Genomic DNA, 25782 nt, shown 5'->3' with positions numbered 1-25782 from the left:
CCATCTCACGGGCACCTTCGATAGCGTCGGGGCATGTCGTGCATCAGGTTCACCACCGCCGCGCAGCTCGAGGCCCTGCACCGGACCGCGCCCGCCGTCCTCACCGCGGAGCAGGCCGCCGCGCTGCATCCCGCGCCCGAGGTCACGCCCAGCAAGATCCGCCGGCTGCGCCTGCTCGCCGAGCACCGCGACCCCAAGGTGCGGGAGAGCGTGGCGAGCAGCCTCCACGCGCCCGAGGACGTGCAGCGGGCCCTGGCGCGCGACGCCGACGAGGGCGTCCGCGCGTGCCTCGCCCGCAACCCGCAGGCGCCGGCGGCCGTGCTCACGATGCTCGTGGGCGACACCTCCGAGCGCGTGCGCTCCTGGCTCGCCGTCAACGACCAGACGCCGCGCGCCGCCGTCGCGATGCTCGAGTGCGACGAGTCCCCCGCGGTGCGCGACCTGCTGCGCTGGCGCGAGGCGCACATCGAATCCCCGACGGAGCCCGAGCCCGCCGAGGTCGTCGCGCGCTGACCGCGGCGGGCGTCACCCGGCGCGCGTCACCCGGTGCGCATCACGCGCGGCGCGTCAGGCCCGCCCCTCCGCCACGTCGCGCGCCTTCGCCGTGCTGCGCCGGTCGCCCGGGTAGTGCACGGGCCGCATGCCGAGCACGATCTTGCCTCGGGCGTGCCGGCGCTCCAGGTCGTCGAACGCGTCCTGCACCTCCGCCAGCGGGTAGAAGCCGGAGACGAGCACGTCGACCTCGCGCTTGGCCGCGAGGTCCGCGACCGTCGCGAGCGTGCGGGAGCGGTGGACGTCGTCCTCCTCCACGGGCGGCAGGACGGCCTCGAGCTCGAGCTCCCGGCGGTCGTCGCTCGAGCTGAAGCGCTTCCCCGCCACGCCCAGCTCCTCGGCCACGGGCTCGCCGCCGCCGAAGTTGTCGACGAAGCCCTGCACGCCGTTCGGGGCCGCCGCGCGGATCCGGTCGGCGAGGCCGTCGCCGTAGACCACCGGGGTGACGCCGATCTGGCGCAGGTAGTCGAAGTTCCGCTCGCCGCACGTGCCGATGACGCGGGCGCCGCGCCGCATCGCGAGCTGCGCCTCGATGCTGCCGACACCGCCCGCCGCGGCGGTGACGACGCGCGTGTCGCCCTCGCCGACCGTGACGGCGTGCAGCACGTCGTGCGCGACGAGGCCCGCGAGGAAGAGGCCGCCCGCGACCTCCCACGGGAGCTGCGCGGGCTTCAGGACGACGTTGCCCGCGGGCACGACCACGTGCGTCGCGTGCGCGGCCATGACGGTGTGGCCGAGGACGTCCTGGCCCTTCCGGAAGCGGGTGACGCCCTCGCCGACGGCCGCGATGCACCCGGCGAAGTCGCTGCCCTGCCCGTTCGGGAACGCGGTCGGCACCTCGTCGGGGAAGCGGCCCTGCCGGATGTACGCCTCGATGTGGTTGATGCCCGCCGCGAAGACCTCGACGAGGACCTCCCCGGGGCCGGGCGACGGACGCGGGATGTCGACGACCTCGAGGACGTCGACGCCGCCGAAGGACCCGAACTGCACCTGCTGGCTGGTGGATCGCGATGAAGGGCTCATGCGCGTCATCCTGCCGCTCCCGCCCGCGACGCGCGAGGGCACGGAGCCGATCGTGAGACCTCGTTCGTACACTGGACGCGGCTGGCCTGCCCGGTGCCGGCCACGATCGGAGTCACGTGCAGAGGATCCTCGGTGGCGTGCGCCTGGTCGCCGCGATCGTCGTGGTCGCCGCGCTCGTCGCCGACTTCGACTACGTGCAGGGCTTCACGACCTTCGCGGCCGAGAACTGGTTCAGCTACTTCACGACGCAGAGCGGCATGGCCGGCGTCGTCGTGCTCGCGGCGTCCGGCCTGCACGCGCTGCGCGGCCGCGTCGAGCCGCCGCTCCTGGCCGCCGTGCGCGCCGTGGTGCTCAGCTACGTCGTGGTGTCCGGCGTGGTCTTCGGCCTCATCGTGCTGGAGTCGAGCTCGCAGGCGTACTACGTCGAGGTGCCGTGGTCGAGCCGGCTGCTGCACTTCGTGATCCCCGCCTACGCGCTCCTCGACTGGACCCTCGCTCCCGGCCGCCCGCGCGTCACGTGGAAGGCCGTCGGCTGGGCGATGCTCTTCCCCGTGGCCTGGTGCGCGTTCACGGAGGTCCGCGGCCCGCGCGTCGGCTGGTACCCGTACTTCTTCCTGGATCCCGCGCAGGTCGGGGTCCCGTTCGAGATCGCCGCGTGGCTGGCGCTCGTCGCGGGCGTGCTGGCGGGGGTGTCCGCGTCCGTCGTGGCGCTGAGCCGCGTGCGGCCTGCGGATGCCGGGACCCGGAGGCGGACGCACGACGGCGACGCGCCGGGCGGGACGGCACCCCCACAGCCCGCGCCGTCGGATGCCGAGGACGAGTCGGTGGCGGAGACCGCGGGGACGCCAGCGCCCCGGCGGGCACGGGGATCCGCGGGCGACAGGGAGACCGTCCGCCGCTGAGGAACGGACCACGGCATCAGCCGGCTCCCTTGCGCTGTCGCGTGACAGCATGGACGGATGGTCGCCGACGACGGACGCTCCGCTACCCGACCCGACGACGCGGCACGAGGGCCGGCGCTCGAGCTGCGCTGGCCGTCGGTGGTGCGGGACGACCCCGATCCGGAGGCCCTCGTGGTCGACGTGGTCAACGTCGGCGACGCACGCTGGGTGCCCGTCGCGTCGTTCCACACGGTCGGCGGCCTGACGCCGACCGGCGGCGTCGCCCGCGGCATCGACTTCGCGTTCGTCGGCGGGACGCCCGGCGCCGTGCCGCTGGATCCGGGTGACAGCACGCGCGTGCCCGTCCACGTGGCCACGTCGGAGTGGCGCGACCTCGAGCCCGGCGAGCACGAGGCACGCGCGACGATGCCCTCCCTGGGGATCCGCACGGCCGACCCGCTGCCGGTGCGGGTCACGGCCGCGATGATCGCGCGACACGTCCCGGGAGCTGTCACCGCTCTCGGAGCGGCCGCCGACCGCGGCGCCGTCGAGACGCAGATCACCGCCGACCGGGCACGGCTCGCCGCCGGCGCCGAGCTGGAGGCGCTGGGCGCGACGCTCGCGCGGGCGGAGTCCCACGAGGACGCGATCGCGCGCATCGTCGACCTCATCGGCGTCGACGCCGAAGGGGCTCAGCAGGTGCTCAGCAGCTTCGTCCGTTGGCTGCTGCCGTACGAGATGGCCGAGACCCGGCGTCGCCTGGCGCGCAGCGAGAGCCGACGCGACGCGCTCGGCGACGGCCCGGCGGGCACCGCGGCCTAGGGGGTCGGCTCGGCGCTCGGGCCGGGATCCGGAGTGGCCGTCCCCGTCGCGAGGAGCTCCGGATCCGCGAACGGCGCGAGCGTGCGGAGCGCCGCCGACCGCAGCGCCGGGTCGTCCATGGCCGCGACCCGCTCGGCCGCCGCCGCGCCCACCTCGGCCATGAGCACGGGCTCGCCCGAGATCGGCATGAGGTTGTACCAGCGCGTGAAGCTGCCGCCGGCGTCGTAGGAGGTCCAGACCGTGGCGGCCGTCGACCAGAACGGCTCGGCGAAGCGCAGCCAGATCCGGTCGGCGCGGCCGGGGCCGAGCGCGCGGATGGCGACGTCGTGCGAGGACGGCAGCGCCGGGTCGAACGCGATCGCGCCCTCCTGCAGCACGCCGAGCGGCACCGTGACGACCACGCGGTCGACCGACAGCGACTCGCCGGACCCGAGCCGCAGCCCCACCCGGCCGTTGCCGTACGCGATGCGCGAGACGGTGGACTCCCGCAGCACGTCGATGTCCTGGTCGCGGAGGAGGTGCTGCACGAGGCCCGCGAAGCCGCCCGTGACGGCGACGTTGCCGACGGGCGCCGGCTCGTCGAGGCCGCGCGCGCCCGAGAGCTCGTCGGGCGCCGCGCCGTGGGCGATCGCCACGTCGGTGGCGAGGAGCGCGGCGAGGCGGGCGGCGGGCGAGGCGGCGCCGCCCTCGGTGGAGAGCGCGTCGCCGCCGGTCTCGCGCAGGGCCGCGGCGAGGCTGACGGCGCCGGGCCGCGCGCGGGCGCGGACCTGCGCGGCGGCGAGGGCGTCGGATCCGGCGGTCGAGGGATCCAGCACCGCGCCGTCGGGTCCGCGGCTCTCGGCGACGAGCGCGAGGCCGTAGCGCGTGATGCCGGCGGACTCGAGCGCGTCGCGCAGCAGGTCGTCGTGGTCGGCGGCGATCCAGAGGGCGCCGAGCTCCGCGGGGTACGGCCAGTCCGTGCCGCCGGCCGCGCGGATCCGGCCGCCGAGCTCGGCGCGGGCCTCGACGAGCACCACGTCGTGCCCGGCGTCGCGGAGGGCGCGGGCGGCCGCCGTGCCCGCGATGCCGGCGCCCACGACCGCGACGCGCTCGGACCCGGCGCCCGCGCGATCCACCTCGCCCGCCGCGCGGATCCCCGAGGCGTAGGCGCCGGCGACCGTGCCGGGTCGGTCGGCGCTCGTGGCCTCGCCGGCGAAGAACACCCGGTCCTCGACGGGGCGGGCGAGCGCCTCGCGGTCGGCGGTCGTGGCGCCGGGGCGGAGGAAGCTGCCGGATCCGCGCGCGAACGGGTCGCCCGCCCAGTCGGAGCGCGCGAAGGCCACCGGCTCCGGGAGCCCGGCCGCGCGCACGGTGGACGTGGGGGTCGGGGTCGGCGAGGGACTGGCCGTGGGGGTCGCGGGTGTCGGAGCAGTCCGCGTGCACGCCGCGAGCCCGAGGAGCGACAGCCCCGACACGGACGCGGTGAGGAGGGTGCGGCGGGAGATCGACATGCTCGGGCCAGCGTACCGGGGAGCCGTCGCCTAGGGTCGGAGCATGCCGTCCGACGCCGCCCCGCCCGCCTCGTCGGTCGCGGCCGGCGTGCAGGCCGCGGTCCGGGTCGACAGCTGGCTCTGGGCCGTCCGCGTCTACAAGACGCGGTCCCAGGCCACCGCCGCCTGCCGTGCCGGGCACGTGAAGGTCGGCGACGAGCGCGCGAAGGCGTCGCAGTCGGTGCGGCCCGGCGACGAGGTGCGCGTGCGCGTGGCGGGCGCCGAGCGGATCCTCGTGGTGCGCCGCACGCTCGTGAAGCGCGTCGGGCCCACGATCGCCGCGGAGGCGATGACCGACCTCACTCCGCCGCCGCCGCGCGACGCCGTGCCCGCGACGGTCGTGCGCGACCGCGGCGCCGGGCGCCCGACGAAGCGCGACCGACGCGAGATCGAGCGGCTGCGCGACCCGGACGGCGTCCGCGTGCTCTAGCTGTACCCGGCCATGACGTTGGTGACACTTCGGGGCGTGTGAGGAGGCCTCCTGGCTTGATGGAGCTGTCTAGTTCTGCCACTGCCAGGAGGCCTCGATGTCCCACGCTAATGCTCGTCTGACGGTTCACGGGAGGGTTCTCCTCGTGCGGCGGGTGGTCGAGGATCGTCGGCCGGTCTCGCATGTCGCGCGCGAACTCGGTGTGTCGCGTCAGTGCGCGCATCGGTGGGTGAATCGGTTCCGGTCCGAGGGTTTCGAAGGCTTGTCGGACCGGTCCTCGAGGCCGAGACGGGTGCCGACGAGGACGAGCCCGGAACGAGAACGAGCCGTCGTGGAAGCGAGGACCCGATTGCGATCAGGTCCTGCCCGGTTGGCGCCGGTGACCGGTGTTCCAGCCCGCACGATCTCCCGCGTCCTGCGGCGGCACGGGGCACCGCCGTTGGCATGGTTGGACCCCGTCACCGGGGCCGTGATCCGGGCATCCCGGTCGACGGCAAACCGGTACGAGCATGAGCATCCCGGCGACCTGATCCACGTCGACGTGAAGAAGCTCGGCCGGATCCCGGACGGCGGCGGCTGGCGGGCGCATGGCCGCAGCGAACAGGTTCGTGGTCGTGGGATCGGGTTCGATTACGTCCACGCCGTGGTCGATGACCACACCCGCCTCGCCTACGCGGAGATCCACCCGGACGAGAAGGGCGTGACCGCGGCAGGGTTCCTGACCCGGGCCGCGGCGTACTTCGCCGAGCACGGCATCACCCGCATCGAACGGGTCCTGACGGACAACGCGTTCGCCTACCGGCACTCGGCCGCGTTCCAGAACGCGGTCACGCAGCTCGGTGCGAGGCAGAAGTTCATCCGCCCGCACTGCCCCTGGCAGAACGGCAAGGTCGAACGCTTCAACCGCACCCTCGCGACCGAGTGGGCCTACCGGCAACCCTTCACCAGCAACCAAGCCAGAACCGACGCCCTTGATCCGTGGATCCAGCACTACAACACTGAACGAATCCACTCGAGCCACGGGCTGACGCCCGCGGCCCGAGTGTCACCAACGTGATGACTCAGTACACCTAGAGCCCGGCGGCGGCCGCGCCGCGGGCGTGCCCGAGCTCGGCGAGGATCCGCGCCCGCAGCCCGTTCGACCGCTCCGCGAATCCGCGCTGCTCGGCCGCGTAGCGTGCCTTGCCCGCGGGCTCCTCGATCCGCACGGCCTCGAGCCCGAGGCCGGACACGTCGTACGGGCTGGCGCGCATGTCGAGCGATCGGATGTCGCGGGCGAGCTCGAAGGCGTCGAGGAGCACCTCGCCGGGCACGAGCGGGCCGAGCTTGGTCGCCCACTTGTAGACGTCCATCCCCGCGTGCAGGCAGCCGGGCTGATCGAGGTCCGGCTGCGTCTCGCGCGTGGGCGCGAGCGCGTTCCGCGGCACGGCCTCGGGCGTGAAGAAGCGGAACGCGTCGATGTGCGTGCACGCGAGCTTGTGCGTCTCGACGACCTCGTCGGTGGCGGCGGATCCGAGGCGCAGCGGCAGCCGCTCGTGCCGCTGCTCGCCGGGCCCGACCCGGTAGACCATCGCCCACTCGTGCAGGCCGAAGCAGGAGAAGCGGCCGGGGCGCGCGGCGGTGCGGCCGAGGATCCGCTCGATGAAGGAGGCGGTGGATCCGCGCGCCTCGAGGTACGCCGACGCGTCGACCCGGACGGCGCCCGCCGCCCGCTCCTCGTCGGCGACGTACCAGCGCCAGGCCGCGCGCTCGTCGCCCGCCACGTCCGCGAGCGTGACGCCCGCCCCCGGGTGCCAGCGCTTCAGCAGCGACGGCTTGTGCGGGTAGTAGGTGAAGAGGAAGTCGTCGACCTCGTGCGTGCGGCCGGCGAGGCGGCGCGCGCGGAACCCCGCGGAGAAGGCGTCGGCGCGGTCGGCGTGGCGGGCGGCGCGGTCGCGCCAGGCCGCGGGATCCAGGACCGCGGGCAGGTCGCGCGCCTCCGGGCCGACCGCCGGGGCCGCCGGGACCGTCGCCGCGGAGGGCGCGAGGTCGGCGGCAGGGGTCATCCGTCGAGGCTACCCGCGACGCCTCCCGGGATCCGCCCGAGGGCGCGGAACGGGGGCTCGCCGGAGGCCCCTGCCCGGATAGCATGGGCGGCATGGATGACGACTCCCTTCTCACGCCTCCCGGCGTCGCCGGCTACACGATCACCGAGATCGTCGAGAGCGAGTCGGGTGGCGAGCCCCTCTTCATCTCGGCCATCCACCTCGACGGCGAGCACGTCGCCAACTGGATCTCCACCGACCTCGACGAGGACGACGGCATCGTCGCCGACCTCGACCACGCGTTCGGCGGCCCCGCCACCGACCGCATGTTCCGCCAGGCCGCGGCGATCTTCCCGGACGCCGTGCTGTCCGAGATCCTCCCCGAGCTCGTCAGCTTCCTCTGGGTCGTGGCCGACGTCGCGGGCGTCGCCGACGACCAGGACCTCGACTTCGACGCCGCCATCCGCGTCGTCGCCGCCGAGGGCGACCTCGACGCGCAGGACCGCGACCTCCTCGGCCGCCTCGAGGGCCTCACGCGCATCGACTGAGTCGCGATCCCCGAGCGCGCCGTCCGCATCGCGGGCGGCGCGCTCGTGCGTGGGCCGCCAGTGTGGACGGGGACGGACACCGCGCGCGACGTGCGCCTACCGTGGGCCTCCCGTCTCGATCCCGTCCTCGGCCATGCCCACGGCCTCGAGACGCGGGGCGCCCGACGGCGCATCACGAGCGCCGGACACCGGCGCCCCACGGGAAGAGGCCGAGCACCGCATGATCAACGAGACCCTCATCGACACGCCGCCGCAGCTGTGGCGCACCTCCGAGCTGGTCGACAACGCCCGGCGCTACGTCGACGGCGACGACGAGCGCACGCCCGACCGCCTCTTCCTCGCCCTGAACACCCTCACGCTGGTGCTGGCCCGCTCGGGCAGGGCAGCGCAGGCGTCCGAGCTGCTGGATCGCGGGATCCAGGCCGCCGACCGGCTCATGCGCACGGACGCGGACGCGATCCGGTTCGGCATCGAATGCGTGATCAACCACGCCGACCTCCTGCGGTACGCCGGGGAGCCGCGCGCCGCGATCGCGCTCCTGCGGGAGGTGCACGAGCTGTCCAGCGGCCGGCAGCCCGGTCGCGCGGAGCTCCTCGGCGTCGACCTCGTGCGCGGCCGGGACGCGAGCCCGGCGGTGCTCGGCGGTGCGATGTTCATGCTCCGGCTGCGCAGCAGGATCTCGCTGCTCAAGACGCTCGTCGCCGTCGGCGCCGAAGCCGAGGCGCTCGCGTCCGCCCGGGCCGCGGCCGAGGACAGCCGCGGCGGCGACCCGCCGCTCGACGTGGCGCTCGACTACGTCGCCGCGCTCGACGACGACGCGCCCGCCGCGGCACCGGGCTCGCCGCCCGCCACGGCCGTCGAGATCTGCCAGCTGATCCGCCTCCAGTCCCGGACCGGACGTCCGCTCCTCCCCGTCGAGGAGCTCGACGCCGCCGTCGACCGCGTCGTCGCGGCCACGGAGATGCACAACCCCCGCACCCCGATCCTGTGGCGGGTGGCCCACGCCCGCGCGGCGGATCTCGACGCGCGGGTCGGGCACCACGTGGCGCTCATGGGCGACGCCTGCGTCGCTGCCGGGGACAGGCGCCTGCACGAGCGCGCCCTGCTGTTCGCCGGTCGGGACGCCGGGGAGGCGCGTGCGCTCTTCCCCGACCCGCGTCCGGACGCCGGGGAGCTCGACGCGCTCACCCGCGCCTTCGCCGGCTGCGTCGACGAGCTCGACGCGCCGCTCGCCCCCGCCGTCTGACCGCGCCCGCCGGTCCCGCGCACACCCGGACGCGCGCGGCGCTCCGGCGTACGGTCGAGTGATGAGCGACTCCGACATCGATCCCCTGTCCACCGTCCAGGGCGCCCCCGGCGTCACCCAGGCCATGCCCGGCGAGGGCGACTCCGACGCGAGCGTCGGCGGCACGGTCCCCGACGGCGAGAGCATCCAGCACGTCGACGACGACGAGGCGCCCGGTGACGGCGGCCTCGCAAGCGGCGGCGACTCGCTCGGAGCGGACGAGGACGCGGCCGACACCGGTGCCGGCGCGGGCGCGGGCGACGCGCCGACCGACCTCCCCGCGTGATCCACCCGCACCGCCCGCGGGCTCGCCGCGATCCGTCGCGGCGGGCTCTTCTGCGTGCCGCGGCCGTCGTCCGCGTCAGCCCGCGGCGGGCCCGAGCAGCGTCAGACGTTCGCGGAGCAGCGCGCGCACGGCGTAGGGGTCCGCGACGCTGAGCCGGCCCTCCTCCGAGACGCCGTCGCGCAGCACGAGCGGCAGGACGGATCGGCGGACGACGAGGGCGCCGCGGTTGCGCCCGCGCTCCACGCGCTCGACCGGCTGCGCGAGCGCGTCGTCCGGCACGACGACCACCGCGGCCGCGAAGCGCACGCCGGCCGAGGCCGCGAGGGCGCGCGCGGCGCCGACCAGCCACGTGACGGGCGCGTCGCCCGGGGCGAGGGCGCCGTCGGGATCCGGCGCGACCGGCTGCAGCTCGCCGCGCACCAGCTGCACGTCCGTGCCCCAGTCCTCGGAGCTGAGCGCGAAGAGGCCGGCGGGCGCGAGCACGACGTGGTCGACCTTGCCCGCGCCGTCGAGCGGGCGCACGTCGTGGAAGATCGTGGCGCCCATGCCGAGCGAGGCGGCAGCGCGCGCGGTCGCCTCCTCCGCCAGCGCCTTCGCGAGCAGCCAGCGGACGTCGCGCGGGGCCCGGCGCACGAGCTCGGGCGACCAGGGATCCACGCCGGGGTCGGCGCCCGGCGCGACGCCCTGCCACTCCGCCACGCGGTCGAGGTAGTGGGCGCGGGCGAGCGCGCCCGCGACGCCGTGGACGGCCGCGCCGATGCGGGTGCCGGATCCGGGCACGGGCGCGTACCCGGCCTCGTCCGGCCCGAGCGGCTCGTCATCGGCCGCGGACGCGCGACCCTGCCCGCGGTCGTACGCGGCGCGGTCGTCGGGATCCCCGACGAGCTCCCACGCGCGCTGCACCGCGTGGAAGAGGTGCGCCTCGCCGCCGGTGTCCGGGTGGGTGGCGCGCACCAGCCGGCGGTACGCGGCGCGGAGGGTCGCGGTGCCGGCCGCGGGATCCACGCCGAGCACCTCGTACGGCGTGCGGTCGGCGGGGCTCCCCGCGCGACTCACTCGGCGGGAGGGGCGGGAGCGGCGGACGCGTCGGGCGCGCCGGCGGACGGGGCTCCCGCGGCGTCCGCGACCTCCGCCTCCCAGGGCGCCGGGATGCCGTAGTACCGCTCGAGGAAGTCCTGCACGCGCGCCTGGCGCTCGTCGGCCGGCACCTCCGGGAAGGAGCCGTCGTTGAGGCAGAAGAAGTCCTGCGAGCGGCGCTTGAGGAGGCCGGGGAGCATGTCGAGGCCGGCGCGCGACGTGGTGTCGACGTAGGCGACCTTCGCGTTCTCCTGCTGGACCGCCCGCGCGGTCATCTGCGCGTAGTAGTGGTACAGCGAGTTGGTGACCGAGATGTCGGTGCTCGAGCGGAAGCGGCTGAGCTGCGTGCGGTGGAAGTCCTCCGCGAACTCCTGCTCGAGCTCCAGCAGCACGCTCTTGCGCAGCGGCGTGGCGGCGTGCTCGAGGTGGCGCGTGATGAGGCGGCCGAAGCGCTCCATGAGCAGGCGCCGGTTGACGCGCGCGGAGTTCTCGAACCCGCTGCGGTCGGAGTCGTTGTCGCCCAGGCCGATGCGCGTGGCCGCCTCGATGAACTTGGTGATCCCGCCGGGCGAGAAGAACATGCCGGGCTGCACCGGGCGGCCGAAGAACATGTCGTCGTTCGAGTAGAGGAAGTGCTCGCTGAGGCCCGGGATGTGCTGCAGCTGCGACTCGACGGCCTGCGAGTTGTGCGTGGGGAGGGCGGCGGGATCCGTGAAGAACTCCTCGCTGCGCACGAACGTGACGGCGGGGTGGTCGGCCAGCCACGACGGCTTCGGGGAGTCGGTGACGATGAAGATCCGGCGCACCCACGGCGCGAACAGGTACACCGAGCGGAGCGCGTACTTGAGCTCGTCGATCTGGCGGAAGCGGGCCTCGGAGTCGTCGCCCTCGCCGACCACGACGTCCTTCATGCGCTCGGCGCGGCGCTTCTGGAACTCGGGGTCGTTGCCGTCGACCCAGGAGAAGACCATGTCGATGTCGAACGTGATGTCGGACGCCTGCGCGTCGAACATGCCGCGGAGCGTCTTCCACTCGTGGCCGTACATCTCGACCGTGGTCGGCACGACCTCGGCGGCGGGCAGGATCTCGCGCGTGAGCGAGTTCTCGACCGGCCAGACGATGGTCTCGCCCTCGAAGCGGAAGAACTGCAGCTCGACCGCGGTGGACGCGCCGTAGGCCAGGAGGCCCACCGGCTCGATGCGCGGGCGGTAGAGGCGGAAGATGCCGGCGTCGGGGTTGTCGGTGAGGCGGCCGTCGGCGACGAGCAGCGGCGGGCGGCGGCGGCCGTCGACGGTCTTCGCGTAGAGCGGCTCATCGGCGCAGGCGGCGACGAGGGCGCGGACCACGGTGTCGCGGTTCTGCACGTCGATGGCGATGACCGGGCGCTCGTCGTTGCCGCGGATCAGCCAGAAGTCGATGCCGGTCGCGAGCAGCGCGTCGCGGATGAAGAGGAGGTCGGTCACGAGCGCCTGGTGCGGCGTCAGCGTGCGGTTGACCAGCGTGGCGAGGCCCTTGCGGACGACGACGTCGGGGCGGTGATGCGTGGTGGGCCACGTGGCGGGCGCCGGGGCGACCGCGTCGTCCTGGCGGGAGTACTCCTCCTCGCTGGTGGCGGGATCGACCGTCGGCTCGAGCGCTACGTTGAACTGCCGTGCGCTGCCCGCCATGGATCATCCCCTTGGTGCTTCTCGTGTGCCTGATGCGTGCGCCCGACCCGATGGGTGGCGACTCGCCATCCTACCGAGCCGGGGCCCGCGCCCCCGGTCGGGGGCGGTCAGTGGATCACGGGCGATCGGCCCCGACGAGCGCCGGGCGCACGGTACCCGCCGCGTCGCGCCCGAGCCGCGCGTGCAAGAGGAGCACGAGCGCGGCGCCGGACAGCGCGCCGTCGAGGAGCCCGGCCGGCAGCAGGAACACCATCAGCACGAGGGTCACCGCGCACATGACGCCCGCGAGCGCGAGTCCCCAGAGCCGGTCGCGCCAGAGGCCGATGCCCACGGTGATGCGGAGCGCGGCGAAGATCCCGCTCATCGCCATCATCGGGTAGAGCTCGTCCTGCAGGTACGGCAGCGCGAAGACCTCCGCGTGGGCCGTGATGTCGGCCTGCGGGATCCCGAGCACCAGGACGACGACGAGGCCCGCGGCGACGAGGCCCTCCATCAGCACGCCCTGCACGAGCAGCAGGACGGCGGCGGCCCGGAGCTCGCGGCGGGCGCGGCGGGGCGCGGTCACCGTCGTCATCCCTCCACCGCCGCCGCGGGGAGGGCGTCGACCTCCCAGACCACGGGCGCCTCGAGGTACGGGTGCGTCGCGGGGTCCGGCGTCTGGAGGATGGTGCGCGGGACGTCGTGCCAGCGCAGCTCGGCGAGCTCCTGGCCGACGGGCACCGCGTAGACCACGCACTGCATCCGCTCCTCGATGTGGTGGCCGTCCTCGAGGCCGAGGTCGGGGACCTCGTAGGGGCACTCGGCGTCGTCGGAGATGCCGCCGAGCTGGCGTTGGATGATGTCGACCTCCGTGCCGTCGGCGAGGAACGGGCGGAGGACCGGGCCGTTCTGCGGGCCGGCCTGGCCATGCAGCCACCGGGTCTGGACGAAGGCGAAGAAGGGGGTGCGGTCAGCGAACCGCGCGCCGTCCTCGTAGCCGGACCAGTACGTGGGCTGGCCCTCGGCGACGCCCAGCAGGGTCGTCGCGACCACGTCGTCCGTCGCGCCGGTCTCGTCCACGCTCGGCAGGGCGACCACCTCGCCGAGGGCGACGCGCTGGCCGGGGGACGCCGTGGGCGCGGCGGCGGGGTCGATCGTCACGGCGTCGAACGGCGGGGCGGGCGGGCCGTCGGGGCCGACGGAGCAGCCCGCCAGGAGCAGGGACGCGGCGAGCGCGGATCCGCTGGCGGCGAGCGCAGGACGGCCGCGGGATCGACGGCGGGGACGGGCGGCGTGGACGGTGCTGCGGATGCTCATGGTCTCCCCGGGTCTCCCCCCCCCCGAGCGTGGCAGCAGGGCCCGGGCCGCGGCAACTCGGGGGCGCGCCGACGGGGGCGGGGGCTACTGGATGCGAGGATCGCTGTCACACGCCCACGCCCGACCGCGCTCCCCCGACGGATCCGCGGCCGGCGACCGGGACGCCCGCAGAGGAGGCCCATGGACCAGCCGACCGTCCGCTCCGTCGTGCCCGCCCGGACGCGCGACGACCTCGCCGCGCTCGGGCCGACCGTGGCGGCGCTGGCGGGCGGATCCGGCATCTTCGCGGAGCCGCACCCGCACCTCACGGGGCTCGTCGACCTGCAGGCGCTCGGCTGGGAGTCGCTCGTGGTCACGGACGACGGGCTCGAGATCGCCGCGACCTGCACGATCGCCGAGGTCGCCGGGATCGCGCCGCGGGACGGCTGGGCCGCGCACCCCCTCTTCCTCCAGGCCTGCACGGCGCTGTTCGGGTCGACCAAGATCTGGCGGGTCGCGACCGTCGGCGGCAACGTCTGCTCGGCGCTCCCAGCGGGGCCGATGACGGCGCTCGCGTCCGCGCTCGACGCGGAGGCGCTCATCTGGCGGGCGGCCATCGCCGACGACCCCGCCTCCGACGAGCGGATGCCCGTGGCGGAGCTCGTGACCGGCGACCGGACCACGGCGCTCCGGCCCGGCGACGTGCTGCGGTCGATCCACGTGCCGGTCTCGTCGCTGCGCGCGCGGACGGCGTTCCGCAAGATCGCGCTGTCGCCCATCGGCCGGTCCGGGTCCGTGGTGATCGGCCGGCTCGACGAGGGCGGCGCGTTCACGCTCACCGTGACCGGCGCGACCCTCCGGCCCGAGCGGCTGCGCTACCCCGCGCTCCCCGCGGCCGACGCGCTCGCGGAGGACGTGCGGGCGATCGGATCGTGGTTCACCGACGCGCACGGCGCCGCCGATTGGCGCCGGGCCGTGAGCGCGCTGCTCGCGGAGGAGATCCGCGCGGAGCTGGCGGGCGACGCGGCGGGCTCCGGCGACGGACCGCCCTCCGGCGAGCGCGGCACCCCGGCCGGCGCCGCCACCACCACGACGGCAGGAGCACGCCCGTGAGCATGACCGTGGACGGCCGGGAGATCCCGGGCGACCCCGCCCCCGGGCAGAGCCTGCGCACGTGGCTGCGCGCGCACGAGGTCTTCAGCGTGAAGAAGGGGTGCGACTCGGGCGACTGCGGCGCGTGCTCCGTGCTCCTCGACGGCGAGGCCGTGCAGTCGTGCATCCTTCCCGCCTTCCGGGCGGCGGGCCGGGAGATCACGACGGCGGCGGGGCTCGGGACCCCGGGCGACCTGCATCCGGTGCAGGAGCGCTTCGTGGAGGCGGCCGGGTTCCAATGCGGGTTCTGCACGCCCGGCATGGTCGTCACCGCGGCGTCGCTCGGCGCGGACGACCTCGACGACCTGCCGCGCCTGATGAAGAGCAGCCTCTGCCGGTGCACGGGCTACCGGGCGGTCGACGAGGCGATCCGCGGCGAGCACGGCGGCGCGGATCACGCGCATTCCCCGGGCTGCGGCGGGGCACGACCCGAGGGGTTGGGGCCGGTGCGGGCGACGGGATCCGCGTCCGCGGACGACGGCACCCGCGCCGCGGAGCGCGCCCAGACCGGCCGCGTCGGCACGTCGCTGCACGCGCCCGCGAGCGAGCGCGTCGTCAGCGGCCTCGAGCCGTACACGCTCGACGTCGCGATCCCGGGCCTGCTGCACGCGAGCCTGGTGCGCAGCCCGCACCCGCACGCACGAATCCGCTCCATCGACACCACGGAGGCGCTCGCGCTGCCGGGCGTGCACGCGGTGCTCACCCACCACGACTCCCCCGCGACGCTGTACTCGTCCGCCCGGCACGAGGACCGCTTCGACGATCCCGACGACAGCCGCGTCTTCGACGACGCGGTGCGGTTCCGCGGGCAGCGCGTGGCCGCGGTGATCGCCGACGACGTCGGGATCGCCGAGGCCGCCGTGCGGCTGGTCCGGGTCGACTACGAGGTGCTCCCCGCCGTCTTCGACCCCGAGGAGGCACGGCGGCCGGGCGCTCCTCTCGTGCACGGCGACAAGGATCCCGCCGTCTCGCGCCTCGCCGACCCGCAGCGGAACATCGTGGCGGAGATGCACGGCGAGCACGGCGACGTGGCGGCCGGCCTCGCCCGGGCCGACGCGGTCGTCTCGGGCACGTGGTCGACGCACCGCGTCGCGCACACGCACCTCGAGACGCACGCGACCGTCGGCTGGATGGAGGAGGGCCGCCTGGTCCTCCGCACCAGTTCGCAGGTGCCGTTCCTCGTGCAGCGCGAGATCTGCCGGCTGTTCGAGCTCCCGCCGGAGGAGGTGCGCGTCTTCACGGCGCGCGTGGGCGGCGGGTTCGGGGGCAAGCAGGAGATCCTCACCGAGGACGTCGTCACCCTCGCCGTGCTCGCCACCGGCCGCCCGGTGCAGCTGGAGTTCACGCGGTCGGACGAGTTCACGCTCTCGCCCGCGCGGCACCCGATGCGCGTGGGCGTCACCGCCGGCGCGACCGCCGACGGCGTGCTCACGGCGCTCGCGGTCGACGTGCTCAGCGACACGGGCGCGTACGGCAACCACGGCCCCGGCGTCATGTTCCACGGCTGCAACGAGTCGGTCGCCCTCTACCGCTCGCCCGCCAAGCGGGTGGACGCGCAGAGCGTGTACACGAACAACCTGCCGTCGGGCGCGTTCCGCGGCTACGGCCTCGGGCAGGTGATCTTCGCGATCGAGTCCGCGCTCGACGAGCTGGCGCGGGAGCTCGGCATCTCGGGCTTCGAGATCCGGCGGCGGAACGCGGTGGTGCCGGGCGACCCGCTGATCATCACGCACGCCGAGGGCCCCGACCTCGGCTTCGGCGGCAGCTACGGCCTCGACCAGTGCCTCGACCTCGCCGAGGCGGCGCTCCGCGACGGCGGCGGGGACCAGGTGCCCGCCGGCGACCGCTGGCTCGTGGGCGAGGGCATGGCCGCGGCGATGATCGCCACCATGCCGCCACGCGGGCACTTCGCCGACGTGACCGTGGCGATGGCCGCCGACGGCGTCGTGACGGTGTCGGTGGGCACGGCCGAGTTCGGGAACGGCACCACGACCGTCCACGCGCAGCTCGCCGCGACCGCGCTCGGCACGAGGCCCGACCGGATCCGCATCCGCCAGTCCGACACCGACGTCACCCGCTACGACACGGGCGCGTTCGGATCCGCGGGCACGGTCGTCGCGGGCAAGGCCGTGCACGTGGCCGCGTCCGCCCTCGCCGACCTGCTGCGGGAGGCGGCCGCCGCCCGCACGGGGATCGCCGCCGACGCGTTCGCGCTCACGCCGGACGCGCTCGTCGCGGACGGCGGCGTCGAGGTGCCGATCGCCGAGCTGGTCGGCCCCGACGGCCTCGCCGCCCAGGCGCACGAGGACGGCGCGCTGCGCTCCCTCGCGTTCAACGTGCACGCGTTCCGGGTGGCGGTGGATCCGGCGACCGGCGAGGTCCGCATCCTCCGCTCGGTGCAGGCCGTCGACGCCGGCACCGTGCTGAACCCCGCCCAGCTGCGCGGCCAGGTGGAGGGCGGCACGGCGCAGGCGCTCGGCACGGCGATGTACGAGGAGGTCGTGCACGACGGGGAGGGCCGGATCCTCACGGACGTGCTCCGGAACTACCACATCCCCCAGCTCGCCGACCTGCCCGTGACCGAGGTGCTGTTCGCCGACACGCACGACGACAACGGTCCGCTGGGCGCGAAGTCGATGAGCGAGGCGCCCTACAACCCGGTCGCGCCCGCGCTCGCCAACGCGGTGCGCGACGCCATCGGGATCCGGCCGTACGACCTGCCGATGTCACGCGACCGCGTGTGGCGGCTCCTGCACGGCGGCGGCCCGCAGCCGCGGTTCGACAGCCCGACGACGCTCGGGGAGCGCGGGACGCGGGAGTAGCGGGCGGCCCGCGGCGGCCCGCGGCGATCAGCGCGAGGCGGCAACGCGGCGGCGTCGGGCCAGCACGACCGCCCGACCGACCGCGCCGACCAGCAGCACGCCGACGCCCCCGGCGATCGACGCCCCCGGCAGCGTCGCCACGAGCACCAGGCACCCGACGGCACCCAGCACCTGCAGCGCCCGCGGGTACCGCCGGTCCGCGCGCTCCTGCGTGAAGGCCGCGGCATTCGCGACGACGTAGTACAGCAGCACGCCGAAGGACGAGAAGCCGACGACGCCGCGGAGGTCCACTGTCAGCACGAGCGCGACGACGACCACGGCCACCGCGATCTCGGCCCGCTGCGGCACGCGGTATCGCGGGTGCACGACGGCGAGCGCGCGCGGCAGGTCCCCTTCGCGCGCCATCGCGAGCGACGTGCGCCCGATCCCGGCGAGCAGCGCCAGCAGCGCGCCGAGGCACGCGGCCGCGGCGCCCACGCCGACGACCGGCACCGCCCAGGCCCAGCCCGCGTCGCGCACGACGTCGGCGAGCGGTGCGGTGGATCCGCCGAGCCGCGCCTCCCCGAGCACCCCGAGGAGCGTCACGGCCACGAGCGCGTAGACGACGAGCGCGCCGCCGAGCGCGAGGAGGATCGCGCGCGGGATGGTGCGGGCCGGATCCCGCACCTCCTCCCCCATGGTCGCGATGCGCGCGTACCCCGCGAAGGCGAAGAACAGGAGCCCGGCGGACTGGAGGACGCCGTAGGGGGTCGTGTCGACGACGCCCGTCACCGGCCCCGTCGCGGCGCTCGGTCCGCCCGCGACGAGCCCGGCGACCAGCACGAGCGCGATCACCGCGAGGACCACCGTGATGATCACGCGGGCGAGCCGGGCGGTGCGGGTCACGCCGAGGCAGCCGACCACCGCGAGGGCGACGACGGCGAGCGCGGCGACGGGCCGCTGCCATGCCGCGGGCACCGCGTACGCGGCGAACGTGAGGGCCATGGCCGCGCAGCTCGCGGTCTTGCCGATCACGAACGACCAGCCCGCGAGGAAGCCCGGCCACTCCCCCAGCCGCTCCCGGCCGTAGAGGTACGAGCCCCCGGACGACGGGTAGCGGGCGGCGAGCTGGGCCGATGCGGTGGCGTTGCAGAACGCGACGACGGCGGCGATCGCGAGGCCGACGAGGAGCCCACCGCCGGCCGCGCGGGCAGCGGCGGGCATGACGGCGAAGATGCCGGCGCCGATCATCGCGCCGAGGCCGAGCACGGTGGCGTCGAAGAGGCCGAGGCGGCGGGCGAGACCGGGCTGCGCCGCGGCGGATGCGGATGCGGCGGTCATGCGGTCTCCCCGTGGATCGGTCCGGTGGTCGTGGTCAGCGGCGCGCCCGCGGACCCGGCGCGCGCGGCGAGCACCTCCGCGAGGATCGAGACGGCCGTCTCCTGGGGCGTCGACGCGCCGATGTCGAGGCCGATGGGCGAGCGCAGCCGCGCGAGCTCCGCCTCCGTCACGCCCTCCGCCACGAGCAGCGCGCGGCGGCGCACGTCGGTGGTGCGGGATCCCATCGCCCCGACGAACGCGACCGGCAGCCGGAGCGCGGCGACGAGGAGCGGCACGTCGAAGCGGTCGTCGTGGGTGAGCACGCAGATCACGGTGCGGGCGTCGACCGCGGTGCGCGCGAGGTACTCGTCCGGCCACTCGGCGACGACCTCGTGCGCGGACGGGAAGCGCGCGCGGGTCGCGAAGGCCGACCGGGCGTCGCACACGGTGACGCGGTAGCCGAGGAGCGCGGCCGCGTCGGCGAGGGCGGAGGAGAAGTCGACGGCGCCGAAGACGAGGAGGCGCGGCGGCGGCGCGGCGACGAGGTGCAGGACACGCAGGGGTCCGTCGGCGCAGTCGACCTCCGTCGTGCCCGAGCGGCCGGCGGCGAGGCGGGCGGCGAGCTCCGCGCGGATCCGCCGGGCGGGGTCGGCGCCCACAGCCGCATCCGCCGCGGCGTCGGGCGCGCTCGTGATCCACGTGCCGACGGCCGGCCCCTCCAGCACGAGCGCGAGCGACGCGGCGCGGCCGGCGCGGGCGTCCTCGAGGGCGGCGCGCACGGCCTCGGGCACGGGCGACCGCGCGTCGTCGACGGGCGCGACCTCCACGACCACCACGCCGATCCGCCCGCCGCACGTGAGGCCGACCTGGAACGCGTCGTCGTCGCTGACGCCGAAGGACGTGAGCGCGGGCGCCCCGTCGTCGAGCACCCCCTGGGCCACCTCGACGACCGCGCCCTCGACGCAGCCGCCGGAGATGGATCCGATGACCCGGCCCCGGTCGTCGACCGCCATCGTGGTGCCGGCCGTCCGCGGCGCGCTGCCGAGCACGTCGGTGACGCACGCGACGGCGAGGCGGCGGCCGTCGGCGAGGGCGTCGAGCACCTCGTCGGCGATCTCGAGCACGGCACCTCCGGGTGGCAGCGCCGAGGGGCGGGCGCGGGACGGGCGGGAGGGCGGCGGCCCGCGGGATCGCGATCGTACCGCCCGCGTCAAGCCTCGCACGGCCCCTGCGTAGGGTGGGACGCGGATGCCGGGGGGATCCTCCTCCGGCGACGCGCGCGCATCCGCCGTGCCCGAGGAGGCCGCATGACCCCGACGGCACCCGACCGCCCGCAGCCGCTGTTCCGGCGGATCCGCCGCGCGTGGGCCGACGCGCCCGCGGTCGTGCAGGTGCTGGCCGTCGCCGCCCTCTACTTCGGGTTCCTGACCCTCATCGACTTCGCCGGGTGGAACGAGGTCGGCTTCGTCCTGCTCCTCCGCGCCGGCCTCGCGCTCGTGTTCGGCGCGCTGATGATCGGCTCGCGCCGCATCCGAGGTCGCCGCTGGGCGCGCACCCCCAGCTGGGTCGAGGTGTCCGAGGCCGCGGAGGACGGCGAGCTCCCGGCGGGCGCGGACCCCGGCGCCTGGCTCGCGGCGCTGGAACGACGCCGCGCGGAGATCCGGCAGGAGGCGTCGCTCGTGCCGATCGCGCTGGTCGCCGTCGTGGCCCTGACGTTCCTGAACGGGGCGAGCGGCGACCGGGCCGTCGCCGGGATCGTGTTCCTCGCGGTCTTCGTCTCCTGGGCCGCCGTGCTGATCGTCTCCCGCGGCCGCCGCCGCGACGCCGTCGACGCCCTGCTCATCCCGCTGCAGGAGCAGGCCCACGCCGACGGGGAGCGCCGTGCCGGCTGGGCGCCGCCGTCCCCCGGCGACCGGATTCCCCCGGCTGCTGGATAATGTGCAGCGCGCGCGACGACCGGGCGCCCCGCGAACCCGAGGAGCGAGCATGACCCCGACGACCCGCCGCACGTCCGGCCCCACCGCATGAAGGCCCTGTCGGACCGGTTCCAGCGGGCTCCCCTGGGGATCGTGTTCCTCGTCCTCGCGGCCACCGTCTTCGTCGTCCGCACCTTGATCGGGCCCCTCCTGCTCGACGACGCCCTCTCGCCCGGCCGCATGATCTCGACCCTCGTCAGCTCGCTGTCCATCGCCGGCGTGATGACGTTCGTCATCGCCCGTCAGCGCCGTCGCAGCGGCGGGGCCGACACGATGGCCGAGGTGACCACGTCGCTGACGAGCCGGCAGCTGCCGCCCGACGCCGACCCCGCCGCGTGGATCCCCGCCCTCGAGTGGCGGCGTCGGCAGTTCCGTCGGTCGATGTGGCTGATGCCCGTGCTCGTCGCGGTGCTGGTCGCGATGGGCGTCGCGGCGGTCGTCGTGAGCCCGGACTCCCCCGCCGGCTGGATCATCGTGGTCGCGTTCCTCGTGCTCGGCGCCGTCAGCATCGTGCAGGCGCGCCGCGCCCTGCCCCGCATCGACGACCTGCTGGGCCAGCTCCGCGCGCGCGACGGGGCGAGCGGGGCTGCCGCGGACGCCGCGCCCACGCGTCACGCCGACGCCTGACCCGCGGCCGACCGTGGACGACACCGCGCCCCCGCCGACCACCTGGTGGCGACGCCTCCGCCGTCGGCTCGCCGACGCCCCGGCGATCGTCCCCGGGATGGGCATCGCCCTCGCCTACGCCGCGGTCATGACCTACACGCGGGTCGGGTTCGGCCGCGAGCTCGAGGTGGGGCTGCTCCTCGGGACGCTCACGGTCGGCGCGGTCGCGGGCCTCATCATCACGGTCGGGTTCTCCCTGCGGCGCCGCGGAACGCCATCGCGCCTGCGCTGGGTCGACGTGTCCGAGGCGATCGACGACGGCCACCTGCCGGCCGACGCCGACGCCGACTCGTGGCGGTTCCTCCTGCTCCGCCGCCGCGAGGTGCACGACCAGCTCGGCGGACCGTGGGCGGTGCTCGTCGCGGCCGTGCTCCTCATCGGCACGATCGCGCTCGGGGTGCCCGGCGGGCCGCCGTACGCCTGGTCGCTGCCGGCGGCGATCGCCGTCGCGGTCGCGGGCATGGCCACCGTGCGCCGCCGTCGGCTGGAACGCATCGACGCCCTCCTCCAGCCGCTGCTCGCGGAGGAGGCCCGGATCGCGAGACGGCACGACGCCGGCGGCCGCGACGACGAGCCGGCGGAGCAGGAGTAGGACGGCTACCTGAGCGCGGCCGTCCCGCGCGGCGTGTCGGATGCCCGGCGCGCGGCCGCGGTCGAACATCGTCCGGGGACCGCGCCCGCTGCACCGCCGCCACGCCGTCCCGCCCCGTCACGCACCATCCGAGCGAACGGATCCGCATGAGCGACCCCCGCACCACGCCATCCCCCGACGCGTCCGCCCCGGCCGCCCGCCGCGCCGTCCACCGCGGCCACGTGCTCCACATCACGGGATCGCCCCTCGTGCAGGACGCCCGCCGCCACCTCGTCTCCGTCCCCGACGGCGCGCTCGCGGTCGACGACGCCGGCCGCATCGCCTGGGTCGGCCCGTTCCGCGAGCTCCCGGCCGCCTTCGCCGACGCGCCCGTGCACGGCGACGCGTCCGACTTCCTCATCCCCGGGTTCGTCGACGCGCACGTGCACTTCCCGCAGACGTACACGACGAGCGCGCACGGCGGCGGCCAGCTCCTCGAGTGGCTCGACTCGTGCGTGTTCCCGTCCGAGGCGCGGCTCGAGGACGAGGGCTTCGCGCGCATGATCGCGGCCGACTTCACGCGGCGCCGGGTCATGGCGGGCACGACGAGCGCGCTCGTGTTCGGATCCGCGTTCCCCCACGCCCAGGACGCCCTGTTCGAGGCCTCCCGCGACGCCGGGCTGCGGCTGGTGAGCGGCCGCGGGATCCAGACGGTCGGCTCCGGCCCCGCTACCCCGCTGCTCACCTCGGAGGAGGACGCGATCGCGCTGTCGTGCGCGGAGATCGACCGCTGGCACGCCGTCGACACCGGCGACGCGACGACGGCCATGCTCCAGGTCGCGATCGTGCCGCGCTTCAGCCTCTCGGTGACGCCGACGACGCTCCGCGGCCTCGGCGAGCTGTACGACGTGGCGCGCGGCGAGGGCGTCCACTTCCACTCGCACCTCAACGAGAACGACCGGCCGGGCACGGGCGAGATCGCCGCCGTCCGCGAGGTCTTCGGCACCGACACCTACCTCGACACCTACGACGGGCTCTTCCTGCCCGGGTCCGCGCGGGGCGGATCCAGCCTCCTCGGCCGCCGCAGCGTGTTCGCCCACGCGGTGCACTGCCAGGACTCCGAGCTCGCGCGCCTCGCCGAGACCGGCAGCAGCATCGCGCACTGCCCGACGTCGCAGCAGTTCCTCGGGAGCGGCACCATGCCGTGGCGGCGCACGGTCGCGTCGGGCGTGAACGTGGCGATCGGATCCGACGTGGGCGCCGGCGACGAGTGGCTCGTCTCCCGCGTGCTCAACGACGCGTTCAAGGTGCACCTGTCGGAGCCGGGTGACGCGGGAGTGGAGATCGGCGCGGCCGAGCTCCTCTTCACCGGCACGCTCGCCGGCGCCCGCGCGCTCGACATGGAGGACCGCTACGGCAACCTCGACGTGGGCAAGGACGCCGACTTCCTCACGATCAGGCCGGACCTCTGGGAGCCGCTCGCCCTCACGCTCGCCCACGGGATCCGCGCGGACGACGACGCCCGCGCCACCGACCAGATCCTGTTCACGCTGCTGATGGGCCTGCGCGAGCCGGCCATCGCGGGCGTGCACGTGCAGGGGCGGCGGGTGTCGGCGGGCTGACGTCGCCCGCGACCCGCGTCAGGAGGTCAGCAGCCGGGTCTCGTACGCGTGCACGACGATCTGCGCCCGGCTCGCGCGACCGGGCCGGGGGCAGCGTCGAGGCCGGCTCCGGCTCGGGCTCGGATCCGCGGCTCCGCACCGTCAGCGCGAGGCCCGGCCTCTCCCCGACGAACGAGACGTCGACGGTGGCCGTCCCGCGCGTGTGCTTGAGCGCGTTCGTCAGGCTCTCCTGCACGATGCGGTAGACGCTGAGCTGCTGCGACGGCGTGAGCCCGCCGGGCCGCCCGCTCGTGCGGAGGTCGACGCGCATCCCGGTCGCCGCCATGCCGCGGATCAGCGCGGGCAGGTCGGCGAGGCCGGGCTGCGGCCGGTGCGCGTCGTCGGTGAGCTCCTCGGTGAGGCCGCGCAGGTCCAGCAGCGCCGACCGGGCCGTCCCCGCGATCTCGCGCAGCGCCTCCTCGGTCGTCTCCGGGCGGGTCTCGCGCAGGAACCGCGACCCGTCCGCCACGGCGACCACCACCGCGAGCGAGTGCGCCAGCACGTCGTGCACCTCCTGCGCGATGCCGCTGCGCTCCTGCGCGATCCGCAGCTCGACGCCCGCGACCTCGAGGTCCGCCTCGGCGACCTCGAGCCGCTCGCGGACCTGCAGGCCCCGGCCGCCGAGCTGCAGGGCGATGCCCAGCCCGAGCGCCGCGAGGTAGAGGGAGGCGGCGACGCCCGAGAGGATCAGCGCCCACTGCAGCGAGACGCTGCCGCGGCCGATGGACGTCTCGCCGTACCGGTCCACGACGGCCAGCGCCCGCCCGACGCGATCGCGAAGCCCACGCAGGCCGCGTGCAGGACCCCGACGGCGGCCGCGGCGATGCGGATGGGCGTGCCGCCCGACAGCCCCACGGCGAACGCGACGAAGACCGCCGAGCCCGCGATGGGCCACGACGTCGACTCGAGCGGGGCGACGAGCCGCTGCAGCGGTGCCACGCCCGCGGCGCCGAGCAATTGCAGGAACGGCACGACCGCGACGATCCCGAGCGCCCACCTCGGAGCGACCCGTGCGACGGCCATCGCGAGCGTGTAGAGGCCGAGCATCACGTAGAAGCCGAAGCTCGCGAGGCCCGTGTTCCGGCCGATCTCCGCGACGACCCAGAGCACGAGGAACACGGATCCGGCGACGGGCTCCAGCAGCGGCCGGAGGCGGGAGAGGTGGCGGGGGCGCATGCCCTCACGCTAGGGGTGGGCGCACCCGGGATCCGAGGCCCGGCGCCCGACGTCATCCGAAGGGACGAGGCGGCGTCCGGTCACGTCCCGTCCGCGTCCCGCTCGCGCGGCTCCATCAGCCGCAGCCGCACGCGGTGCGCCACGACGACGACGGCGAGCCAGGCGAGGGCCAGCAGCCATCCCGCGATGACGTCGGTCAGCCAGTGGTGACCCAGGTAGACGCGGCTGAGGCTCACGGACGCGGCGAACGCCATCGCGATGACGTAGGTGAGCACGCGCGTCGCCCGCCGCATCTGCCGGAGCACGAGCAGGTACGCGACGATCCCGGCGACGCTCACGATCGGCACGGCGTACACGCCCGCGGCCTCCGTGAAGACGGTGACGGCGGTGTCGAGCCACGGCGAGCGGACGTCCGTCGCGAGGTGCAGCGCGGGCTCGTCGAGGAGCGCGACGCCGTCGTCGTCGATCCCGGCGACGTAGAGGCCCGCGAACAGGCTCGACGCGGCGGTGATGACGAGGAGACCGAGGACCAGGAACGCGGCGAAGGTGCCGGAGGGGCCGACGCGGGTCGCGACGCCGGTCGCGGCGCGGGCGACGCGGCCCGGCCGGCGAGCGCGTGCGGGGCGTCGGCGGGACGGCAGGCGGTCGCCGGTGGGGCGATGCCGGGGCCCGCGGGCCGGGTCACCCGTGGACGAGCGCGGAGGACGGCACGCGGTCGCGCGGGCGGACCGCGGCGGCGATGAGGCCGACGACGCCCGCGACGAGGCCCACGACGAAGGTGGCGACACCGCCGAGGATGCCCATCAGGACGATCCCGAACGTGCTGGCGCCCTCGTCGAGGTAGCCGAGGCCCGTCTGCGCCGACCACGTCGCGAGGATCGCGAGGCCCAGCGCGAGCATGAGCGCGACGACCGTGCAGCCCACGATGTACCAGCCCCAGCCGGCCCCGCGGGCCCGGGCGACGGCGAGGACCACGGCGACGAGGATCGCGAGCACGGGCACGCCGAGCGACAGGGTGAGGGCGAGCGCGGAGGCGGTGTCGGGATCCATGGATCGAGCG

27 protein-coding genes are annotated in these 25782 nt (G+C 75.5%); 14 read left to right on the top strand and 13 right to left on the bottom strand.

Features of this window, described 5'->3' with window-relative positions:
* Positions 1 to 33: 33 nt before the first annotated feature.
* Positions 34 to 513 (top strand): hypothetical protein, encoded by a 480-nt coding sequence (locus tag B5P21_RS07445; protein WP_045528309.1) that lies wholly within the window; start codon positions 34 to 36, stop codon positions 511 to 513.
* Between the two features lie 54 nt (positions 514 to 567).
* Here the strand turns inward: B5P21_RS07445 and B5P21_RS07440 are convergent, their stop codons facing one another.
* The gene (locus tag B5P21_RS07440) at positions 568 to 1575 is read right to left on the bottom strand and encodes an NADP-dependent oxidoreductase (RefSeq protein WP_246865258.1); all 1008 of its coding nucleotides are present in this window, start codon (positions 1573 to 1575) and stop codon (positions 568 to 570) included.
* Between the two features lie 116 nt (positions 1576 to 1691).
* Here B5P21_RS07440 and B5P21_RS07435 point away from each other — a divergent pair, with 116 nt between their 5' ends.
* Together B5P21_RS07435 and B5P21_RS07430 are read left to right on the top strand one after the other, a co-directional pair.
* Positions 1692 to 2477, top strand: coding sequence for a Pr6Pr family membrane protein (locus B5P21_RS07435; protein ID WP_246865257.1), 786 nt, complete (start codon positions 1692 to 1694; stop codon positions 2475 to 2477).
* Positions 2478 to 2534: 57 nt separating this feature from the next.
* On the top strand, positions 2535 to 3278 hold the full coding sequence (locus B5P21_RS07430) for a hypothetical protein (protein WP_045528311.1): 744 nt from the start codon (positions 2535 to 2537) through the stop codon (positions 3276 to 3278).
* Here the strand turns inward: B5P21_RS07430 and B5P21_RS07425 are convergent.
* Positions 3275 to 4768 (bottom strand): flavin monoamine oxidase family protein, encoded by a 1494-nt coding sequence (locus B5P21_RS07425; RefSeq protein ID WP_045528312.1) that lies wholly within the window; start codon positions 4766 to 4768, stop codon positions 3275 to 3277. The two genes, B5P21_RS07430 and B5P21_RS07425, sit on opposite strands and share 4 nt — an antisense overlap.
* A gap of 43 nt (positions 4769 to 4811) precedes the next feature.
* Here B5P21_RS07425 and B5P21_RS07420 point away from each other — a divergent pair, with 43 nt between their 5' ends.
* Together B5P21_RS07420 and B5P21_RS07415 are read left to right on the top strand one after the other, a co-directional pair.
* Complete coding sequence (locus B5P21_RS07420) at positions 4812 to 5237, top strand: RNA-binding S4 domain-containing protein (protein WP_172457229.1); 426 nt, start codon at positions 4812 to 4814, stop codon at positions 5235 to 5237.
* A gap of 97 nt (positions 5238 to 5334) precedes the next feature.
* The gene (locus B5P21_RS07415) at positions 5335 to 6294 is read left to right on the top strand and encodes an IS481-like element IS1122 family transposase (protein WP_045527534.1); all 960 of its coding nucleotides are present in this window, start codon (positions 5335 to 5337) and stop codon (positions 6292 to 6294) included.
* A 13-nt stretch (positions 6295 to 6307) separates the two neighbouring features.
* Here B5P21_RS07415 and B5P21_RS07410 read toward each other — a convergent pair whose 3' ends face one another.
* Positions 6308 to 7282: a hypothetical protein gene (locus B5P21_RS07410; protein ID WP_045528316.1), complete on the bottom strand. Its 975-nt coding sequence runs from the start codon at positions 7280 to 7282 to the stop codon at positions 6308 to 6310.
* Between the two features lie 92 nt (positions 7283 to 7374).
* Between B5P21_RS07410 and B5P21_RS07405 the strand changes: the two genes are divergently transcribed.
* The 3 genes from B5P21_RS07405 (at position 7375) to B5P21_RS07395 (ending at position 9380) form a co-directional block, all read left to right on the top strand.
* On the top strand, positions 7375 to 7809 hold the full coding sequence (locus B5P21_RS07405; RefSeq protein ID WP_045530372.1) for a hypothetical protein: 435 nt from the start codon (positions 7375 to 7377) through the stop codon (positions 7807 to 7809).
* 220 nt (positions 7810 to 8029) lie between these two features.
* Positions 8030 to 9055, top strand: coding sequence for a hypothetical protein (locus B5P21_RS07400; RefSeq protein WP_094170989.1), 1026 nt, complete (start codon positions 8030 to 8032; stop codon positions 9053 to 9055).
* A 61-nt stretch (positions 9056 to 9116) separates the two neighbouring features.
* Positions 9117 to 9380 (top strand): hypothetical protein, encoded by a 264-nt coding sequence (locus tag B5P21_RS07395; RefSeq protein ID WP_094170988.1) that lies wholly within the window; start codon positions 9117 to 9119, stop codon positions 9378 to 9380.
* 75 nt (positions 9381 to 9455) lie between these two features.
* Here the strand turns inward: B5P21_RS07395 and B5P21_RS07390 are convergent, their stop codons facing one another.
* The 4 genes from B5P21_RS07390 to B5P21_RS07375 all read right to left on the bottom strand — a co-directional run bounded on the left by B5P21_RS07390 (position 9456) and on the right by B5P21_RS07375 (position 13420).
* Positions 9456 to 10436 carry a J domain-containing protein gene (locus B5P21_RS07390; RefSeq protein ID WP_045528321.1) on the bottom strand — a complete coding sequence of 327 codons (981 nt, stop codon included), beginning with the start codon at positions 10434 to 10436 and terminating at the stop codon, positions 9456 to 9458.
* Entirely contained in the window at positions 10433 to 12124 is a 1692-nt protein-coding gene (locus tag B5P21_RS07385) for a stealth family protein (protein WP_045528322.1), read from the bottom strand. Before B5P21_RS07385 ends, B5P21_RS07390 begins: the two co-directional genes overlap by 4 nt.
* Positions 12125 to 12239: 115 nt before the next feature.
* On the bottom strand, positions 12240 to 12698 hold the full coding sequence (locus tag B5P21_RS07380; RefSeq protein ID WP_052663209.1) for a hypothetical protein: 459 nt from the start codon (positions 12696 to 12698) through the stop codon (positions 12240 to 12242).
* Positions 12695 to 13420 (bottom strand): hypothetical protein, encoded by a 726-nt coding sequence (locus B5P21_RS07375; RefSeq protein WP_045528324.1) that lies wholly within the window; start codon positions 13418 to 13420, stop codon positions 12695 to 12697. Before B5P21_RS07375 ends, B5P21_RS07380 begins: the two co-directional genes overlap by 4 nt.
* Positions 13421 to 13600: 180 nt before the next feature.
* Between B5P21_RS07375 and B5P21_RS07370 the strand changes: the two genes are divergently transcribed.
* A complete protein-coding gene (locus tag B5P21_RS07370; RefSeq protein WP_045528326.1) occupies positions 13601 to 14512 on the top strand; it encodes an FAD binding domain-containing protein in 912 nt (303 codons plus the stop codon).
* Positions 14509 to 17373 carry a molybdopterin-dependent oxidoreductase gene (locus B5P21_RS07365; protein WP_045528328.1) on the top strand — a complete coding sequence of 955 codons (2865 nt, stop codon included), beginning with the start codon at positions 14509 to 14511 and terminating at the stop codon, positions 17371 to 17373. The genes B5P21_RS07370 and B5P21_RS07365 overlap by 4 nt, the downstream gene beginning before the upstream one ends.
* A gap of 27 nt (positions 17374 to 17400) precedes the next feature.
* Here B5P21_RS07365 and B5P21_RS07360 read toward each other — a convergent pair whose 3' ends face one another.
* Positions 17401 to 18693 (bottom strand): APC family permease, encoded by a 1293-nt coding sequence (locus B5P21_RS07360; RefSeq protein WP_045528331.1) that lies wholly within the window; start codon positions 18691 to 18693, stop codon positions 17401 to 17403.
* Positions 18690 to 19796 carry an XdhC family protein gene (locus tag B5P21_RS07355; protein ID WP_045528333.1) on the bottom strand — a complete coding sequence of 369 codons (1107 nt, stop codon included), beginning with the start codon at positions 19794 to 19796 and terminating at the stop codon, positions 18690 to 18692. The genes B5P21_RS07360 and B5P21_RS07355 overlap by 4 nt, the downstream gene beginning before the upstream one ends.
* A gap of 183 nt (positions 19797 to 19979) precedes the next feature.
* Here B5P21_RS07355 and B5P21_RS07350 point away from each other — a divergent pair, with 183 nt between their 5' ends.
* The 4 genes from B5P21_RS07350 to B5P21_RS07335 all read left to right on the top strand — a co-directional run bounded on the left by B5P21_RS07350 (position 19980) and on the right by B5P21_RS07335 (position 23507).
* Positions 19980 to 20609: a hypothetical protein gene (locus tag B5P21_RS07350; RefSeq protein WP_045528335.1), complete on the top strand. Its 630-nt coding sequence runs from the start codon at positions 19980 to 19982 to the stop codon at positions 20607 to 20609.
* 87 nt (positions 20610 to 20696) lie between these two features.
* On the top strand, positions 20697 to 21275 hold the full coding sequence (locus B5P21_RS07345) for a hypothetical protein (protein ID WP_045528337.1): 579 nt from the start codon (positions 20697 to 20699) through the stop codon (positions 21273 to 21275).
* A 13-nt stretch (positions 21276 to 21288) separates the two neighbouring features.
* Positions 21289 to 21906, top strand: a complete 618-nt coding sequence (locus B5P21_RS07340; RefSeq protein WP_045528338.1) for a membrane protein — start codon at positions 21289 to 21291, stop codon at positions 21904 to 21906.
* Positions 21907 to 22052: 146 nt separating this feature from the next.
* Complete coding sequence (locus B5P21_RS07335) at positions 22053 to 23507, top strand: amidohydrolase family protein (RefSeq protein ID WP_094170987.1); 1455 nt, start codon at positions 22053 to 22055, stop codon at positions 23505 to 23507.
* On the opposite strand, the gene B5P21_RS07330 is transcribed toward B5P21_RS07335, so the two are convergent.
* The 4 genes from B5P21_RS07330 to B5P21_RS07315 form a co-directional block, all read right to left on the bottom strand.
* Positions 23431 to 24294 carry a sensor histidine kinase gene (locus B5P21_RS07330; protein ID WP_094170986.1) on the bottom strand — a complete coding sequence of 288 codons (864 nt, stop codon included), beginning with the start codon at positions 24292 to 24294 and terminating at the stop codon, positions 23431 to 23433. The two genes, B5P21_RS07335 and B5P21_RS07330, sit on opposite strands and share 77 nt — an antisense overlap.
* The gene (locus tag B5P21_RS16825) at positions 24234 to 24722 is read right to left on the bottom strand and encodes a hypothetical protein (protein WP_045528341.1); all 489 of its coding nucleotides are present in this window, start codon (positions 24720 to 24722) and stop codon (positions 24234 to 24236) included. Before B5P21_RS16825 ends, B5P21_RS07330 begins: the two co-directional genes overlap by 61 nt.
* Before the next feature lie 80 nt (positions 24723 to 24802).
* On the bottom strand, positions 24803 to 25510 hold the full coding sequence (locus tag B5P21_RS07320; RefSeq protein ID WP_236688665.1) for a phosphatase PAP2 family protein: 708 nt from the start codon (positions 25508 to 25510) through the stop codon (positions 24803 to 24805).
* Positions 25404 to 25772, bottom strand: a complete 369-nt coding sequence (locus tag B5P21_RS07315; RefSeq protein ID WP_045528343.1) for a hypothetical protein — start codon at positions 25770 to 25772, stop codon at positions 25404 to 25406. The genes B5P21_RS07320 and B5P21_RS07315 overlap by 107 nt, the downstream gene beginning before the upstream one ends.
* Between the last annotated feature and the right edge of the window lie 10 nt (positions 25773 to 25782).

It is taken from the genome of Clavibacter michiganensis subsp. insidiosus (genome assembly GCF_002240565.1).
Taxonomy (GTDB): Bacteria; Actinomycetota; Actinomycetes; order Actinomycetales; family Microbacteriaceae; genus Clavibacter; species Clavibacter insidiosus.
This window is presented reverse-complemented; position numbering and strand designations above follow the sequence as displayed.